General features: G+C 43.3%; 17 protein-coding genes and 1 tRNA gene. 10 read left to right on the forward strand and 8 right to left on the reverse strand.

The window, feature by feature from the left end; genetic code table 11:
- The first annotated feature begins 153 nt into the window (after positions 1–153).
- Together ACESM0_RS05000 and ACESM0_RS05005 are read left to right on the forward strand one after the other, a co-directional pair.
- A tRNA-Gly gene (locus ACESM0_RS05000) sits at positions 154–225 on the forward strand.
- 65 nt (positions 226–290) lie between these two features.
- Entirely contained in the window at positions 291–557 is a 267-nt protein-coding gene (locus ACESM0_RS05005) for a GIY-YIG nuclease family protein (protein WP_372904254.1), read from the forward strand.
- A 330-nt stretch (positions 558–887) separates the two neighbouring features.
- On the opposite strand, the gene ACESM0_RS05010 is transcribed toward ACESM0_RS05005, so the two are convergent.
- Positions 888–1,358: a MauE/DoxX family redox-associated membrane protein gene (locus tag ACESM0_RS05010; protein WP_372904256.1), complete on the reverse strand. Its 471-nt coding sequence runs from the start codon at positions 1,356–1,358 to the stop codon at positions 888–890.
- A 165-nt stretch (positions 1,359–1,523) separates the two neighbouring features.
- On the opposite strand from ACESM0_RS05010, the gene purF reads away from it, so the two are divergent.
- From purF to serA, 3 genes are read left to right on the forward strand one after another with little or no spacing between them, the layout of a single operon-like run.
- Positions 1,524–3,026, forward strand: a complete 1,503-nt coding sequence (gene purF, locus ACESM0_RS05015; RefSeq protein ID WP_372904258.1) for an amidophosphoribosyltransferase — start codon at positions 1,524–1,526, stop codon at positions 3,024–3,026.
- Positions 3,026–3,628, forward strand: a complete 603-nt coding sequence (yihA, locus tag ACESM0_RS05020; RefSeq protein ID WP_372904260.1) for a ribosome biogenesis GTP-binding protein YihA/YsxC — start codon at positions 3,026–3,028, stop codon at positions 3,626–3,628. Before purF ends, yihA begins: the two co-directional genes overlap by 1 nt.
- Before the next feature lie 15 nt (positions 3,629–3,643).
- The gene (gene serA / locus ACESM0_RS05025) at positions 3,644–5,233 is read left to right on the forward strand and encodes a phosphoglycerate dehydrogenase (protein ID WP_372904262.1); all 1,590 of its coding nucleotides are present in this window, start codon (positions 3,644–3,646) and stop codon (positions 5,231–5,233) included.
- A 38-nt stretch (positions 5,234–5,271) separates the two neighbouring features.
- Here serA and ACESM0_RS05030 read toward each other — a convergent pair whose 3' ends face one another.
- Complete coding sequence (locus tag ACESM0_RS05030) at positions 5,272–6,816, reverse strand: sodium:solute symporter (protein WP_372904264.1); 1,545 nt, start codon at positions 6,814–6,816, stop codon at positions 5,272–5,274.
- Between the two features lie 181 nt (positions 6,817–6,997).
- Between ACESM0_RS05030 and ACESM0_RS05035 the strand changes: the two genes are divergently transcribed.
- Positions 6,998–7,390, forward strand: a complete 393-nt coding sequence (locus ACESM0_RS05035; RefSeq protein WP_372904266.1) for a GxxExxY protein — start codon at positions 6,998–7,000, stop codon at positions 7,388–7,390.
- A gap of 56 nt (positions 7,391–7,446) precedes the next feature.
- Here the strand turns inward: ACESM0_RS05035 and rdgB are convergent, their stop codons facing one another.
- On the reverse strand, positions 7,447–8,034 hold the full coding sequence (rdgB, locus tag ACESM0_RS05040; RefSeq protein WP_372904268.1) for an RdgB/HAM1 family non-canonical purine NTP pyrophosphatase: 588 nt from the start codon (positions 8,032–8,034) through the stop codon (positions 7,447–7,449).
- Positions 8,035–8,046: 12 nt separating this feature from the next.
- Positions 8,047–8,964, reverse strand: a complete 918-nt coding sequence (locus ACESM0_RS05045; RefSeq protein ID WP_372904270.1) for a PfkB family carbohydrate kinase — start codon at positions 8,962–8,964, stop codon at positions 8,047–8,049.
- A gap of 117 nt (positions 8,965–9,081) precedes the next feature.
- Here ACESM0_RS05045 and ACESM0_RS05050 point away from each other — a divergent pair, with 117 nt between their 5' ends.
- Positions 9,082–9,714, forward strand: a complete 633-nt coding sequence (locus ACESM0_RS05050; protein ID WP_372904272.1) for a methyltransferase family protein — start codon at positions 9,082–9,084, stop codon at positions 9,712–9,714.
- 287 nt (positions 9,715–10,001) lie between these two features.
- On the opposite strand, the gene ACESM0_RS05055 is transcribed toward ACESM0_RS05050, so the two are convergent.
- Positions 10,002–11,246 carry a S8 family peptidase gene (locus ACESM0_RS05055; protein ID WP_372904274.1) on the reverse strand — a complete coding sequence of 415 codons (1,245 nt, stop codon included), beginning with the start codon at positions 11,244–11,246 and terminating at the stop codon, positions 10,002–10,004.
- Between the two features lie 321 nt (positions 11,247–11,567).
- Here ACESM0_RS05055 and ACESM0_RS05060 point away from each other — a divergent pair, with 321 nt between their 5' ends.
- Complete coding sequence (locus ACESM0_RS05060) at positions 11,568–12,212, forward strand: NUDIX hydrolase (protein ID WP_372904277.1); 645 nt, start codon at positions 11,568–11,570, stop codon at positions 12,210–12,212.
- Positions 12,213–12,270: 58 nt separating this feature from the next.
- Here ACESM0_RS05060 and ACESM0_RS05065 read toward each other — a convergent pair whose 3' ends face one another.
- Genes ACESM0_RS05065 through ACESM0_RS05075 form a run of 3 tightly spaced genes read right to left on the reverse strand, consistent with a single transcriptional unit; the run spans position 12,271 to position 15,051 of the window.
- A complete protein-coding gene (locus ACESM0_RS05065) occupies positions 12,271–13,368 on the reverse strand; it encodes an NAD(P)/FAD-dependent oxidoreductase (RefSeq protein ID WP_372904279.1) in 1,098 nt (365 codons plus the stop codon).
- Positions 13,365–13,859: a WbuC family cupin fold metalloprotein gene (locus ACESM0_RS05070; RefSeq protein WP_372904281.1), complete on the reverse strand. Its 495-nt coding sequence runs from the start codon at positions 13,857–13,859 to the stop codon at positions 13,365–13,367. Before ACESM0_RS05070 ends, ACESM0_RS05065 begins: the two co-directional genes overlap by 4 nt.
- A 4-nt stretch (positions 13,860–13,863) precedes the next feature.
- Positions 13,864–15,051, reverse strand: a complete 1,188-nt coding sequence (locus ACESM0_RS05075) for a M20 family metallopeptidase (RefSeq protein WP_372904282.1) — start codon at positions 15,049–15,051, stop codon at positions 13,864–13,866.
- Between the two features lie 308 nt (positions 15,052–15,359).
- Here ACESM0_RS05075 and ACESM0_RS05080 point away from each other — a divergent pair, with 308 nt between their 5' ends.
- The gene (locus ACESM0_RS05080; protein ID WP_372904301.1) at positions 15,360–16,697 is read left to right on the forward strand and encodes a KamA family radical SAM protein; all 1,338 of its coding nucleotides are present in this window, start codon (positions 15,360–15,362) and stop codon (positions 16,695–16,697) included.
- Positions 16,698–16,759: 62 nt separating this feature from the next.
- Positions 16,760–17,536, forward strand: a complete 777-nt coding sequence (locus ACESM0_RS05085; RefSeq protein ID WP_372904284.1) for an outer membrane lipoprotein-sorting protein — start codon at positions 16,760–16,762, stop codon at positions 17,534–17,536.
- The last annotated feature ends 46 nt before the right edge of the window (positions 17,537–17,582 follow it).

A 17,582-nucleotide genomic window follows, 5' to 3' on the forward strand; every position in this document is an offset into this window, starting at 1 on the left:
CCAAGGTTGGGGTCGCGAAATCTTTTGATTTACTGAATATTTTATACCAAACACCAGCGGGAATAGCTCAGTGGTAGAGCATCCCGAGACTTCGGGACCAAGGTTGGGGTCGCGAAATCTTTTGATTTACTGAATATTTTATACCAAACACCAGCGGGAATAGCTCAGTGGTAGAGCACAACCTTGCCAAGGTTGGGGTCGCGAGTTCAAATCTCGTTTCCCGCTCACTTTTAAAAGCTCAAAGACTAGTATCTTTGAGCTTTTTTTATTTGTGGCCCAGTTCGAGAGAAATGTTCTATACGTATATCATATTTAGCAAATCGAAGAACAGATATTATACCGGTTACACATCTTCAACTCCTCAGGATAGATTAGACCGACACAATAATGAAATGACCCCTTCAACAAAATCAGGTATTCCCTGGGAACTTGTATTCTTTAAATCATTTAACAGTAAATCTGACGCAATCAAGTTCGAAAACTTCATCAAGAAGCAGAAAAGCCAAATATTTATCAAAAAATTAATTACCTCAGATAAGAATGAGTTTCCAGAATAGCTCAGTGGTAGAGCATCCCGAATCCTCGGGACCAAGGTTGGGAGCCGTCCCGAATCTATCGGGATTTCCCGCTCATATAAAAGCTCTCTGATTCATTTCAGAGGGCTTTTTTTTATTTCAGCCTTTCAACTCTACTGCTTTGTTTATTATTACTGCTGAGATTTTCCGGTCTTTTTATAAGTTTAAAATAGAAAGTTTTTAGCTTATTTTGTTTGCGATCCAGTTCGAGAGAAATGCTCTATACGTATATCATATTTAGCAAATCGAAGAACCGTTATTATACCGGTTACACATCTTCAACTCCGAGATCAGATTGGAAGCAAGATTTACCTACTCACCGGAATCCTTATTCAAAACTCGATTAGGCATGATGAGGAGGCCGGCCATCAGAAGAAAAATCCCATTCCGTATGACCATCTTCCAGCCAAACTCACTTCCCAGTAAAGCTCCTATAATTGTAGCATCATCCGGATCTCCAAAACAGCCGCAATCGCCCTCTATTCCCGCTCCTAATCCATAGATCGCAAAAATGAAAAAACTAAAATAAATCAAGAACGCGGCCGGTTTTACAATCTTCTCAAATAGATTAAATACCAACAAGCCACCTACAACCATCTCTATCCATGGAAGAGAATCGATAATGATTGACTTTAGAAAAAGCGGTATCCAGGTGATGTACGCAACCGATTCAAAAAGCGCCGTATTATCCTGCACCTTCAAATACCCTGCAAAAAGGAGCATTGCCCCCAGCAAAACCCTGGAAACACCTTTTACTGCTGATAAGAATTTTAGTTTATTCATACGTTGAGTATACGAATCTGAGATGAAAAACGTATCTCTTTAAACGTTTTTTGAAGAATTACCGGAGATGTTATAAAGGCACAGCAGCTTATAATTCACACTGATATTTACTCATCAAATGCTTATCTTTTAGGCTTAAGTTAATCCCTGATCTTAATCCCAGGCATGATCGACAAACCTCATGACTACTGCGGCATTTTTGGTATTTATGACCACGAAGACGCTGCACTTCTCTCCTATTACGGTCTTCACGCACTTCAACATCGCGGACAAGAGTCGGCCGGAATTGTAACTACCTATTTTGATGAAAAAAAAGGTCGGCCCACTATGCCGATGCATAAAGGTTTTGGATTGGTCCTTTCTGTTTATGATGACCCAAAGATCTTTAAAAATGAGCTGAAAGGACGATCCGCTATTGGCCATAACCGGTATTCAACAAGCGGCTCTTCTAAAAATCCCGCCAATATTCAGCCATTCAGAGTACACTATCGGAATGGGAATTTGGCGATTGGTCATAACGGTAACCTGTCAAATGCACGGTCTCTCAGAGAACGGTTCCGCGATGAAGGTGTTCTGTTTCAAAGCACATCCGATACCGAACTGATTCTGCATCTTATTTCTCATAGCAGAGAAGAAGATCAGATGGATCAGATCATGGATGCACTGAGTCAGATTGAAGGCGCATATTGTTTGGTAATTTTAACAGATGATAAACTCATTGCCGTACGCGATCCAAATGGATTCCGGCCTTTAGCGCTGGGAAAAATTGACGGTTCTTACACCGTAGCGAGTGAAACCTGCGCATTTGATATTATTGGTGCAGAATACATTCGGGATGTAGAACCCGGAGAAGTACTAATAATTGACAGGGAAGCATCTGAAGAACAAAACCCGAAATCCCTGCGGCTCGAACCAAAGGCCGGCACAAAGAGCAGCCAGTGTATTTTTGAGTATGTATACTTTTCCCGGCCGGACAGTAAGATTTTTGGTGAAATGGTCGACAAAATTCGCCGAAACCTCGGGAAACAGCTTGCTAAAGAGCACCCATTGGATGAGGTCGTAAAATCCAATGTTGAAGATCGCCGCCCAATTGTTATATCGGTTCCTGATTCAAGTAACACCGCGGCTATTGGGTACGCTCATGAAAATCAAAAAGCCGGCTTTGATTGTAAATACGATATTGGCCTCATCCGAAATCACTATGTGGGAAGAACCTTTATCTCGCCCGGTCAAAAATCACGGGAGCAGAAAGTCAGAACAAAGTTCAACACCGTTAAAGGTGTAATTGAAGGCCGACCGGTTATCATTGTGGATGACTCTATTGTTCGCGGCACAACATCCCGTTATCTGGTTGACATGATTCGTGACGCCAACCCTTTGGAAATACACTTTCTGGTAAGCTCACCGCCAATTACTCATCCCTGTTTTTACGGAATGGATTTCCCAAGCCCCGAAGAGCTGATTGCCAATAAATTTAACCGCGATGTGGATGCTATTGCAAGAGAAATTGGTGTAGACAGCCTCCGATATCTATCCGCAGATGGATTGGTTGAAGCGGTGAAGGAAGCCAATGATTCCGAACACGATTATTGCACCGCATGCTTTACAGGAAACTATCCTGTTCCTGTGGATTTTGGTATTGAAAAAGAAGAAAACGAAATCGTTTGATGAATTTCAGAAAAGCAGAATTCATCACAAGCGCGCCATCCATCAGAGAGTGTCCTGAAGAGTCTCTACCGGAGTTCTGTTTTGCAGGTCGGTCAAACGTAGGTAAATCCACTCTTATCAATAAAATCACTGATAAAAAGAAGCTGGCTCGAACAAGTAACACACCGGGCAAAACCCAGCAGATGAATTACTACAATATTGATGATAAAGTGTTTTTTGTAGACCTGCCCGGTTTTGGGTTTGCAAAAGTGCCCAAAAAAGAGCGGGATCGATGGGGCAAAGACATCAAACAGTATCTGCTAATGAGGAAGCCTTTAAAACTGATTTTTCACCTGGTAGACAGTCGCCACAATCCCACAGGATTGGATCAGGAGTTTTTCTACTGGATGGCGAGCAAGCAGAAGCCTTTTGCGATATTGCTCACTAAGGCTGATAAGATTTCTAAAAACAAACTCAGCCAAGCCGAAAAAAAAGTGAACGATATTTTATCAGAAATGAATATAGAAGTTCCGGTTGTCCCTTGTTCCGGTGATACCGGAAAGGGTGTACAAGAGATACAATCCCTGATTACCGAATTTAAAGACTACGACTACACTGAATAAAAAATAATAGTTCTCATGTCCTTCAAAGCTTTACTTTTAGACAATGTCGACCCCGTTTGTGCTCAAATATTTAAAGAGAGAGGGGTTGAAACTCACATTCCGGGTAAACTATCCGATGATGAGTTAAAACAAGAAATTAGCAAATACGATGCTGTTGTTTTACGTAGCGGTACAACCATCACAAAAGAGCTTCTTAAACACGCCGACAAACTAAAGGTTATCGGGCGAGCCGGTGTTGGAGTGGATAATATTGACATTCCTGCCGCCACTGCAAAAGGAATTCTGGTGATGAACACACCGGATGGTAACACTATCTCTACTGCAGAACACACCTGTGGAATGATACTCGCACTGTCGCGAAATATTCCTCAATCCGTTGCTCGTGTGAAAGACGGCGGATGGGACCGGAAGAGTTTTATGGGAACTGAGGTTCACAGTAAAAAACTCGGTATTGTCGGGCTGGGAAAAATAGGCTCTGAGGTTGCACTCCGAATGAAAGCATTTGGAATGGATATCTTCGCGTATGACCCTTTTACCACACAAGATCATGCCGGTTCATTGGGAGTAGAACTGATGGATCTAACCGAACTACTCTCTACAGTGGATTACCTCTCCGTTCACACACCGCTGACTGATAAAACCCGTGGAATGATTTCTATCGAGAATTCTGATCAGATAAAGAAGGGTATGCGGCTTGTAAATTGTGCACGGGGTGGTATTTATAAAGAGGAAGACCTGCCAAAGCTAATTAAAGATGGGACTATCGCCGGCGTGGCTCTAGATGTATACACGTCTGAACCGCCTACACCTGAAATTTATAAAGTTCTTGAAAATCCTGCTGTTATCTGCACACCTCATTTGGGTGCATCAACAGAAGAGGCTCAGGAAAAAGTGGCTGTTCAGATAGCAAATCAGATATCTGATGCGCTCGAAAACAAAAACTACAAGGGAAGTTTAAACGGGAAATCGATCTCACTGTTAACCAACAAAGAGGTTAAGCCCTATGTAGCGCTGGCCGAAAAATTAGGAAAAGTTACAGGGCAGATCATGCCGGATAATACCAACAGTTTTTCATTTGAATATACCGGTGATTCATCAAAGTTTGCCGATATACTGACAGATGGAATACTGAAAGGAATGCTTTCGGAGTATGTAACAGAATCACTAAACCTGATAAATGCAAGGCATTTTGCAAAAGAGCGTGGCATGAATATTCGTGAAACAACCAGCAGCAATGGCAAAATGTATAAAGATCTGATCACCATTGAACTGGGTGATGATGCCCCTTACAAAAAACTTTCAGCAGCCGTTTTTGGGCCAAACGACTATCGCATAGTGGAAATTGACGGATATGGAATTGAACTCCGCCTGGAAGGTGACATCCTGATGTACCAAAACCAGGATAAGCCGGGAATGCTTGCATCTGTAGCCGGTTCACTTGCAGCCAAAAATATTAACATTGGAGCACTGAGCCTTGGCAGAGCAGGCAAAGGAACCAATGCGATTACTGCAGTGATAATCGATAAGCAGCTTACAAACGACGAATTTAATGAGATCTGTAAGATCGACGGCGTTCAAAATGTGAAGTACATCTCTTTGTCCTAGACGTGAGATTTGAGTCTCAAGATCTGAGAAGTTAGTTATTATCTACTGATCAGCTTTCTCAGATAGTGGGAGGCGTTTGCAACCGCAATCACTATAACTCCGCCAACCAGTGTGTAGAGTGGCCACGCTATTGTAAGGGGCTCACCCGGAAGAAATTGCTGAAGTGCGCCCTCTACCATGAAAAGCAGCGAAATCAAACCGGTGAAAAATCCGATCATAGCATCGGTCTTATCCGGTTTTTGAAATAACCTTCCCAACATAAAAATCCCTAGCAGTCCACCATAGGTGTAGGATGCAATGCCCAGGCCGAGTTCAACAACAGCAGGCTGTTCTCCTCCGGAGAGCTGGAGCCAGGTAAACAGAAAAGCCGAACCGGTGAGAATAAATCCCCAGGCAATGGTAGTAAGTCGCGAAATCCATAATTCTCTCTCCTGATCCCAGTCCTGCCCGAAGAGCGGTTTAATGATATCATAGGTAGTGGATGATGCCAAAGCGTTCAACGATGAGCTGAGGCTGCTCATAGCGGCTGCAAATAGCGAAGCTATGATCAAGCCTGCAACACCAACCGGCATCTGATCTACAATGAATTTTGCAAATATTTCGTCTGTGGTTCTCAGCCCGAGCTCCGCCAGATCGGCTCCGCTGTAGAATACATACAGCATCAAACCGATGAAAAGAAAGAGTGCAAATTGTGCACTTGCTACAAACCCACTCCAAATCAACGCTTTTTGGCTGGACTTCAGATTGCCGGTAGCCAGCAAACGCTGTACAATCAACTGATCGGTACCATGGGATGCGATGGAGAAAACTGCCCCTCCAAAAACGGCAACCCAGAACACGTATGGATCAGCTAAAAACTCCTGAATTGATAAACCACCACCCCAATTGAACAGAGTAAATTTTCCATCACTGCTCAGCGTTGCCATGATCTCTGCAAAACCGACGTCAATTTTGCCAATCATCAGGACCAGGGCGAATACCGCCCCTCCGATGTAAACGACCATCTGCACAACGTCCATCCAGATTACTGCTTTGATACCGCCAAGGAATGTATAAATTAATGTAATTACCGCAATTACCGATATCGCCAATAAATAAATAGCTCCATCTCCCCAGGCATCAAATACACCTGCAAATCGGAAGATAATTGCCAGTGGTATGGCTGTAGCAAATAATCGGACGCCATCGGCCAGAAGCCGGGTCACAATAAAGGTGGAACTGGCTGCTTTTCGCATGCCGGAGCCAAATCGCTTTTCCAGGAACTGATAGGCTGTTGTCATTTCTCCTTTCACATAAGCCGGCAGAAACCAGATGGCTACGATAATTCGTCCTAAAATGTAACCAAAAGTAAGTTGCAGAAAGAGAAGATTTCCTCCATACGCAACAGCGGGGATGCTAATAAAAGTAAGGGTACTGGTTTCGGTGGCAACAACGGAAAAAAGAATAGCCCACCAAGGCATTTCACGTCCGCCGAGAAAATAATCAGTGGATGATTTTTGCGTTCCGGCCGACCAGATTCCGAATACGGCAACAGCCACCAGGTAGAGAACAATAATAATGCCGTCGAGCAGAGTAAATCCCATGAATCCGTTTGTTTTATGAACCTGTAAAAGAAAGGAAATTCGAGCTTCGATACAAAAAGATTTCACTGCAGAGACGCTGAGTTCGCGGTGAATGTTTTTTGTAAGTCTTAATTGATTTTCGCGTCTTATAATAAAAGCTGCTTTTTTTTGCCACGGAAGCACGGAAATACACAGAACTCTAATGAGCCATTCAATCAACAAAGAATACTTTCCTCTAAAAGAAGAAACAGATAAAATTATTAAAGCTGGGATAGAGGTTCACAAAACTTTAGGGGCTGGATTCTTAGAAATTGTCTACAAAGATGCCTTAGAGTACGAGTTTTACAATAGGGGAATACCGTTTGAAAGGGAGAAAAAATATGAAATAGCTTACAAGAGAACGATACTACCTCATAAATTCTACGCAGACTTCGTCGTATTTGATCAAGTAATATTGGAAGTAAAAGCTAAAGATGGAATTCCACCTGAAGATATGGCTCAAACTATTAACTACTTAAAATGCTCCGGTTGCAAAGTAGGTTTGATACTCAACTATGGCAGGATAAAAATTGATATCAAAAGAGTTGCATTTTGACCTTCCGTGCTCTTCAGTGTTTCCGTGGCAATTAACGCGCTACTGCGGTGAACAGTCTATTTCTGCAGAAAATCGATGAACTTTTGGACGGCTCTTCCCCGGTGGCTGATTTTATTTTTCTTTTCGGCACTGAGCTCTGCAAAGGTCTTTTCATACCCTTCAGGAACAAACACCGGATCGTAGCCAAATCCTTTCTCTCCCTTCTTTTCATCTATGATTCTGCCCCGACAAATACCTTCAAAGAAATAATTGTCTGAACCATCAACAAAAGCAATGACCGTTCGAAACTGAGCCGAACGGTCTGACTCCCCCTTCAATTCAGTCAGGAGCTTCTGCACATTATCGTCGTAGGTAGGATTATTACCCGCGTAACGGGCAGAATAAACCCCCGGAGCTCCATTCAGTGCATCCACTTCAAGTCCGGTATCGTCCGAAATCGAAGGAAGGCCTGTTTTATTAAACCAAAATTGCGCCTTCTTTAGAGCGTTACCCTGTAGGTCGGGTTGATCTTCATCCACCTCTTCTGCATCCGGATAGTCAAGTGTGGATTCGAGATCTATTCCAAGCGGTGATAACACCTGCTCCAGTTCCTCAATTTTATGAGCATTTCCTGATGCAAGAAAAATCGTTTCCGGCTTATTCATAAAGTTTATTTCTTATTCGATTTCAGGAATTTCACTTAACGACCTGAACTCCCGGTAACGATCGTAAATCTCTTTCTCTGTGAGATCCTTTAACCGTTCGGGGCCAAACTTCTCCACACAGAAACTGGCCATTACAGATCCAAATATTACGGCTTTCCGCATATTGTTTGGAGTTAGGTCATCCGTGTAAGAGAGCCACCCAAGCAGCCCACCCATGAAGGTATCACCGGCGCCAGTTGGGTCAAAAATATCGATTACAGGGTAAGCAGGTGCAGAAAAAATTTCATCACCGGCAAACAAGAGAGCTCCATGCTCCCCTTTTTTAATGATTAGGGATTCCGGCCCCATTGCTCTCACTTTATCAGCCGCTTTAATCAGGTTGGGTTCTTCAGCAAGTTCACGAGCTTCTGAATCGTTAATTACCAATAAATCCACACCTTTAAGTGTCTTCTTCAGTGCATCCGGTGTTCCTTCAATCCAGAAATTCATGGTATCCATCACCACCAAGTCGGGACTGTTCACCTGGTCCAACACTTTTTCTTGAAGACTCGGTTCAATATTACCAAGTGCCACATACTTTGAATTTTTGTATCCGTCTGGAATTATCGGATCGAAATGCTCAAAAACATTCAGCTGGGTATCCAGCGTGTCACGGTTGTTGAGATCGTAGTGGTATTTGCCCTGCCAAAAGAAGGTGTCTCCGCTTTTGTCGATCTGAAGACCTTCTAAGTCCACATCCTTGCTTTTTAACAGTTCAATATCATCATCAGCAAAATCTTTTCCAACAACCCCAACCAGGTTAATCTGATTAGCAAAATAAGATGCTGCAAGAGAGATGTAAGTAGCTGATCCGCCAAGGATTCTATCTGTTTTTCCGAATGGGGTTTCAATACCGTCGTACGCTACAGAGCCGACAACAAGAAGAGACATAGAAATTTTCTTTAATTCTGATTAATTCGTCATTTTAAAGCATAGAAAATAGCAAATTCATTACCCTTTTGTTGAGTTGAACACCGATTAATTTTAAATCCGATATTAACTGACCGCATGCCGGACTTTTTTTCAGACTATATAATTCCGACTGCCATCTTTCTGGCATTCGCATTGATGCACAGCATAACTGCATCTCATGCTTTTAAAACAAAACTCTTCGAATTATCACCAAAATTTAAAGTATGGTACCGGGCTCTCTATAATTTAATATCCATACTACTCATCGCTTTTTGGTGGATCACACTTCCTCAAGACCAAATCCTTTATCAACTGAGCGGACTTCTCTTTTTCCTGCTTCTTACACTGCAACTTATCTTTGCCTATCTCTTTTTGAAATCGATCTTTGCTCAGAATGGAATGGTATTTCTGGGCATCAAACAGATACTGTTGAATCTTCGGGAAGGCAAACTTCCAAACTACCTCGATGAACCGCGACGTGGTAAACTAGTCACGTCCGGACTCTATCGCTACATGCGTCACCCGATGTACACTTTTGCAATGTTAGTCCTGATCTGCTCTCCGATCATGACTATGAACCTACTTTACTCAATCATTATTTTTGGACTCTACTTTTGGGTCGGCTCCTATTTTGAAGAGAAAAATTTAATCAAGCGTTTTGGTGAGAGCTATGTTCAGTATCAAAAGAACGTTCCGCGTTTTATACCCCGTCTCAGAATTCAAAAGTAAGATTACAAATAGGTTCTCGCTGAGAGGCACAGATATCACGCGGAGTTTCGCTGAGTGTGCCAATATTAAACAACCGCAGTACCGTTGAATTTTATGCCGAAGAATTTTGATGTCGGTTTACAGAATTGGTGATTAATTGGGGCTATTTGATCCATTGGATTCCAGAAATACTCCGCGACCCTTTACGAAAATTCAGCGTAAATCTGAGAGAAGCAAAACTGGCAATAAAAAAGCCCGGCTGAATAAACAACCGGGCTTTTCACAAATCTGTCGAGATTAGTCAGTTCTTAGTTGTGTGACGCAATCGGATAGTTATCTCCATTGGGTGCAGCAGATGACTGACCGTCAGAGTTTACGCTTCCATTGTTCACCAATAAGATACCCGCTACATGCGGAGCGGCCATGGATGTACCACTGATAGTGTTATATCCACCATCATTCCAGGTAGATTCAACATCTACACCCGGTGCAGCATGGCTGGTAGGTGGCCCATAGTTCGAAAATGACGCAAAATTGTCGTTTGAGTCGGTTGCAGCAATGGTCCATACATTTGGATGCTCAACTCGTGCCGGAGAAGAGTCTTCGGCCCACGTACTGCTGTTACCGGCTGCAACTGAGAATAGAACTCCCTGATTTGCTGCATTTACAACAGCGTCATCCAACGCCTGTGAAGTACCGCCACCCAGACTCATATTCGCAACATCACCCGAAGAGGCGTTTGCGGCAACATAGTCCACACCGGCAATCACTCCGGAGATAGACCCACTTCCACGTCTGTCAAGTACTTTTACGGGCACCTGAACCACACCTGAAGCAACGCCAAGAATACCGTTTTGTCCACCAATGGTTCCTGCAACGTGCGTTCCGTGACCATTTCTATCATCCGCATCTTTTCCGTCCGGTCCGCTGGAAAAAGCGGTGAATCCGCGGTTCGAATCTACGTTGAGGTCAGGATGATCCAGCTGAATTCCTGTATCAATCACCCAGGAAACGGCACTCCCTGAATAGGTTACGGCTCCGCCTACACGTTCAATGCCCCAAGGCACAATAGCTTCGGTATCACCGCCACTTCCATCATCACCACCGTCGTCTCCATCACCATCATCAGGATCATCATCACAAGGTCCTCCATTAGGAGTTCCGCAAGGCGGGGCGAGGGTTACAACTTTATCAGCCTCTACGTACGAAACGCGATCATCCTTCTCCAGAAGTGAAAGCTGGTTTTCGTCCAAATTTGCAGAGAATCCGTAAAGCGCATTTGAGTAGGTTGATGTTACTCTATCATTTGCAATACCTGCATCTGCCATCAAAGATGTGCGAAAGTTTTCAATATAAACTTTGCCTTTAGACTCCAGTTCTTTTTCATCCGGTTTCATCACCACAATATAGCTTCCGTCAATGATGGATCCGGCCTCAAGGAGTTCCTCTTCCGGTTCGTTAAGATCGGTTTCCGTAACATTGCTACATCCGTAGCCAATCATCCCGATCAGCAGAACAGCAATCGCTAATGTCCATTTTAACTGTCTTCTCATAAGTATTCGATAGGTTTTGGTTAATGACTTAAGGCAAAAATTTAATCGATAATGAGCAATTATCTGATATGCCGTAAATCGGTTCTATCCACATTAACAAAGCATAACCATTGTATCAAATTGTAAATAATCTATGGTTGAAGCGGTATGAATGCTGCGCTTTACTTTATTAAATAGCTGGCATTTAATGGATTACAAGATATCTAAAATCCGGAAAACGATTCTGTTTTATGAATTTTTTATGAATTTAATGTTAAACAATTTTGTAGAACTTGAGCATACATCACTGTATTTTGGTAATCAGAAAAGAATAAAAATTTAATGTCTAAGCACCCTTTTTTTTCATACGTACAACGTTTTTCAGAATCCTCTCTTCCAGGGTGGCAGGCTCAAAAAAAGATGTGCCCGACTCCTGTGAATGGGGATCCAATTCAACGGCAGCCTAATGATGATCAAGGTCACCCAAGCAGTGTGCTTGTTCCTCTATTTCCCGGAGAGGATCATAGTTTGAACGTAATTTTAACTCTTCGAACCAACTCGATCCGTCACGCCGGACAGATCAGTTTCCCGGGAGGACGGGCAGAAGTGAATGAAACACCTATTGAAACCGCCCTGAGAGAATCTCATGAGGAAATTGGAATAGAGCCTGAAACGGTTAATATAGCCGGTTCCATCAGCCCGCTCTATCTCGACAGAAGCCATAACCGAATCAGTCCATTTGTTGGTTTTTTGGATAAAAAGCCGGTATTGACTCGAAACCCTAATGAAGTTGAAGAGATTATCATCGTAGAAATGGATCAGCTTTTAAGTGACCGGCTACTTAAACGAGAGGTCTGGGAACTTCAAAACCGAGAGCTCGAAGTTCCCTACTGGGATATTCACAGAGTACCGCTCTGGGGTGCCACAGCTATGATGATGAGTGAACTGTTGGAGCTCTATCAGAAATTTTTGAACGAGCGTAATTAAACGCTTTGGCGAATTTTAACAACCCCTAACCCCTCCTCAAAAAGAAGGGGAACTCTTTTCAATCGCTTTCTATCAGATTTACCGCCTGTGAAGCGACTTCCATTCCAACGGCTATTCCCATACCGCTCAGTCCCGCAGCTATAAAAAGACCCGACTCAACCTGTTCCAGAATCGGCTCTTTGTTTTCCGTCATGCCCATGATTCCGCTCCACTCGATATCAACCTTCCAGTTGGAGGGCAGCTTGAGAACATCGTTAGCAAATCCGTATAGATACTCTTTGATTTTCGGATTCACCCCAAACTGATCGGTTGTCTCGTCTTCCTTAGCCAGATTTCGCGCCCCGCCTAGCAGCAGTCGATCGCCCACATTCCGGAAATAGACATATCCTCGATCGTGATGAAACGTGCCCCGCCATTTCAAATCATCAATCGGTTCGGTTACAAATACAAATCCCCGCGCAGGCTGGATGGGTTTGTCTATTTGGTTTGATGTAAATCCATTCACCGCCGATAATATTTTTTTTGGTGTTAAAACTACACCTTCCTCAAATTCCACACGTTTTGATTCTACCGAAGAGACCTTGCTATTCCACAGTACTCTCACACCGGCTTCAGTCAGTTTTTGATGAAGGGACCGCATCAGCAATCCGCTGTTGATTGCACCTTCCAGCCGATTAAAAATGGCCGGATATCCCTCAAACTCTTTCACCGAATAGACATCAGCTTCACCAATTTTTTCTGCCAGGTTTTGATTCAACCAATTCATCTTATCGCGACACTCTCCAAAAAGCTGATCATCCGTAAAAATCTCGTGTCCGCCAACCGATTCGTATCCGATCGCTTCCTCTCCCATTGTGAATTTTAATCGTTTTAGCCCGTTCCACCTTCGTTCAATCCGATTCATTACGGTCTCTTCTCCCGCAATCTCCAAATCAGCCAGATGCTCGGAAACGGAACCCACACAGGCAAAACCGGCATTTCGCGTACTGGCACCTTCCGGAGCAAATCCTTTATCAACCACAATTACATCGTGATCAGGATTCTTCTCTTTATAAAAAAGCGCAGCTGATGCTCCAACAATTCCGGCACCGATCACCAGCAGATCCGGCGATTTCAGCCACTCTTCCCGTTCCCAGAATGAAAATTCACGTTTCATAGATTCAGATGGTTTCTTAGTTGTTCAAAAGCACTTGGATCAGATTCGTCAGCAGACCAGCTTGCAAACTCCTTATCCGTTTCCGCGTTGTAGGGTCCCTTTTTGCACTCAAACAAAATCGTATCCTCTTCCAACACGACAAAAGTATGCCAGTTATTCGGTTCGATATCAATAATAGATGGAATAGGGTTCGGCTTCAGCAAATTGTCGGTCAATACACTTCCTGTATCATCTAAAGTAAAGAACCAAATAGAGCCCTTTAAAACCACGATCGATTCCGTTGCGTGATCCATCGGATGGCGGTGTGGGCGAATATAGGTTCCGGGTTGAAGGAAGTTTATTAACCGCTGCACTTCTGCGTTCTGTTTACGGTGGATCGGCAAAATCATTCGTTTTCTCGGACTTTCCCGTGATGCCTCCAACCCCTCTTCGATCTGTTTTTCAGAAAGTTGAAAATAGTCACCGGCCGGGTTATCAAATGCGAGTCTCATTATATCACTCCTTCAAAGCTAATCCCGCCATCAGCGCGGCGCCGGTCAAAAATGCCCGCTCATCGATATTGTATTTTGGATGATGCCAGCTCCAGCCGGAATCCGCCTCTTCACTTCGGGAGCCCAAAAAGTAGAATGCTCCCGGAAACTCCTGCTGATAGAAAGCAAAATCTTCACCGCCCATGATCGGTTTTTCAAGTTCCACCAATTGATCTTCACCAAACAATTCTACAGCGGAATCAATAATGTTCTGCGTGCATTTTTCATTATTGTCAACTGCAGGGTATCCTTCATTAAATCTGAAATCATACCTTCCACCGGCTCCCTCAACCACTCCTTTCAGAATGGCCTCCATTCTCTCCTTAATGAGCATAGCTGTATCTCTCGAGAATGTTCTTACGGTTCCAAGCAACTCCGCTTTTTCAGATATCACATTGTACGTTGATCCTGCTCGAATCCTGCCGATGGTAACTACAGCCGGTTCCGTCGGGTTGATATTCCGGCTCACGATGGTTTGAAACTGGGTGATCACTTGAGCGGCCAACACAATTGGGTCGATCGTTTCGTGAGGCGAAGCCGCGTGACCTCCTTTCCCGTAAATTTCTATTTCAATCTCATCCGGGCGAGCCATCATCGGTCCGGTTTTGGTGGCAATTTTACCCACTTCGTAATTGGGATTCATATGAAGTCCATACACCTCCTGCACTCCCTGCTCCTGCAAAAACCCGGTCTCCATCAGCAGTCGTCCGCCTCCGGGCAGTTTCTCCTCACCCGGTTGAAAAATCAGCACAACCTTCCCAGTGATTTGATCCTTCAAATCTATCAGAATTTTTGCCGCACCCAGCATATTGGCGGTGTGAGCATCGTGTCCGCAGCAGTGAGCCGCACCGGGTCTTACAGATTTAAACTCCTGCTTTGCCTCACCCTCTTCTTCCATTGCAAGCGCATCGATGTCGGCCCGAAGTGCAATCACCCGGCCTGAAGGTTTCCCTTCAATGATTCCCACACATCCGGTTTCCAGCGGCCGGTGAGTTTCTACTCCCATCTTCTTCAGTTCATTCAGAATAAACTCAGTGGTATTATACTCCTTATAGCTTACTTCGGGATTTTTATGAATGTGGCGCCTCACAGACACCATGTAATCGAAATGTATTTTCGCCTGGTTGTTTATCACTTCACGAAAGGTGCTCATGGAATCACTTTTTAATTCATTTGAAAATTGAAAAATCTATAATCTGCAAGAATATACCGATTTCTGTTCCGCAATATTATGCAACTCTGAAGTGGTCATTCCAACCAATCTCAAAATAGAGAAGGAATCTTTTTTGAACCATTACAAACTTTAAGTTTTCATCTATACTGCTAAAATCATATATATATTAAATGAGCGCTGCATATTTATCTGTGAGAGACTCCAGGTTTCATCTGGCAAAATATAGCTGTCAGTTAATCAGTATTGATAGTTTTTAAATGAAAAGTAAATCGTCAAATGAGGAGATTATGAAAACAAATGGCCATTCTGACTTTTCAGTTCAAAACTACAAACCCTATACCCTCAGAAATTTTCGGGAAATTCCTCAAATGGAAAAACTGTCGGAAGAAGAGAAGTTCGCGATTGAAGTTGTGGGATCAGTTTTACCTTTCAAAGCCAATAATTATGTGATTGATGAATTAATTGATTGGGATAACGCCCCCGACGACCCCATTTTCATATTGACTTTTCCGGTAAAAGAGCTTTTGAAAGATGAACACTTTAATACGATGGCTGATCTGATTAGAAGCGGCGCTTCAAAAAACGAAATTAAAGCTAAGGCCAATGAAATCAGGTTGCAACTAAATCCCAATCCCGCAGGACAAATGGAGCATAACGTTCCGCAGTATCATAAAGAAAAACTGGAGGGAATTCAGCATAAATATCGTGAAACAGCCCTCTTTTTTCCAAGCCAGGGACAAACCTGTCATGCATATTGTTCATTTTGTTTTCGCTGGCCTCAGTTTGTAGGCATGAAGGATTATAGATTTGCGACACGAGAAATTGAAAAACTGATCGGTTACCTCAGAGAAAATCCTCAGGTTACTGATGTTCTCATTACCGGCGGTGACCCAATGGTTATGAAAGCTGAAATTCTGGAACAATATATTAACCCGCTTCTTGAAGCTGACCTCCCGAATTTGCAAAACATTCGTATTGGAAGTAAATCCCTCAGTTACTGGCCTTATAAGTTTGTAACTGACCGTGATGCAGACAAAACTCTCGATCTTTTTAGAAAAGTGGTTGACTCGGGAATACATCTTGCTTTTATGGCACATTTCAACCACCCGGTTGAACAAGAAACTGCCATTGTAAAAAAAGCTGTTCAAAATATTCAGCAGACAGGTGCTGTTATACGCACCCAGTCACCCCTGCTCTACAAAATTAATGATCATCCTGATATATGGGCTAAAATGTGGCAACAGCAGGTGCAAATGGGAATCATCCCGTACTATATGTTTGTGGTTCGAAACACCGGTGCTCAACACTTTTACGGTATCCCTCTTGAACGAGCCTGGCATATTTTCCGGGAGGCTTATCAACAAACAAGCGGACTTGGGCGAACCGTGAGAGGACCCAGCATGTCGGCTCATCCCGGCAAGGTGCAAATTCTCGGAGTAGAAGAGATCCACGGAGAAAAGGTATTTGTACTTCGCCTCATTCAGGGCAGAAATCCCGACTGGGTAGACAGACCATTTTTTGCCAAGTATAATCCGGATGCCATCTGGCTTGATGATCTTAAACCGGCATTTGGACGATCAAAGTTCTTTTTTGAAAAAGACCTGAAAAAAATCTCAGCCAAATAAAGTAAGATCTGTTTGAACGTTTAAAATATTCAGGCTGTTTTTTCAAAAAACAAAGTAACTATATGAAGAAACTAACACTTTTACTTAACCTTTTGCTCCTTTTCACCCTCACGAATCAACTTTCTGCACAGGAGAGAATCACCGACGAAGAGCAGGCTCGATCCATTTTTGAAGAGGTGGATGATCGCAGAAATTCCATCGAATCGGAAACGGCAAAAATGGAAATGGTGATTACCGACCCAAGAGGGCGCACCCGATCCAGAACCATGCAATCATGGAATTTGGTTGATGGCGACGATAACAAAAGCCTGATCATCTTTTCAGATCCGGGGAATGTTCGTGGCACCGGGTTTCTATCTGTCCGTGAAGATGGATCCACACAACAAAGACTCTTTTTGCCTTCAGTTGGGCGAATCCAAACAATCGGTTCATCCGAACGAGGTGACCGGTTTATGGGAAGTGATTTTACCTACGAAGATCTGGGCGATCAGGATCCCGACGATTACGAATTTGAGTGGCTTGAGGAGCATGAAGATTATTATCTGGTCCGAGCTTCTAAACCGGATTCCGATCAGTATGCTTATGTGGAATTTGAAATTTTGAAAGAGAAGTACGCTCTGCAAAAAATCCACTATTATGATGAAGATGATAATCAAATCAAACGTCTTGAAGCGGAGAATTTAGAGGAGATCACGGACCAACTCTGGAGCCCGACTAAGATGACGATGTATGATCTGCGCGAAGATCGAAAAACAGAAATCACCTGGAGCGACAGGGAAATCAACAGCACTATTGAGGATTGGAGATTTACCGAGCGTGGATTGCGAAGGGGAATTTAGTGTTAGTCTTGAGTCCTGAGATATGAGGCTTGAGTGTTTTTCTCAT

The organism is Rhodohalobacter sp. (assembly GCF_041686455.1).
In the GTDB taxonomy this organism is placed as follows: Bacteria; Bacteroidota; Rhodothermia; order Balneolales; family Balneolaceae; genus Rhodohalobacter.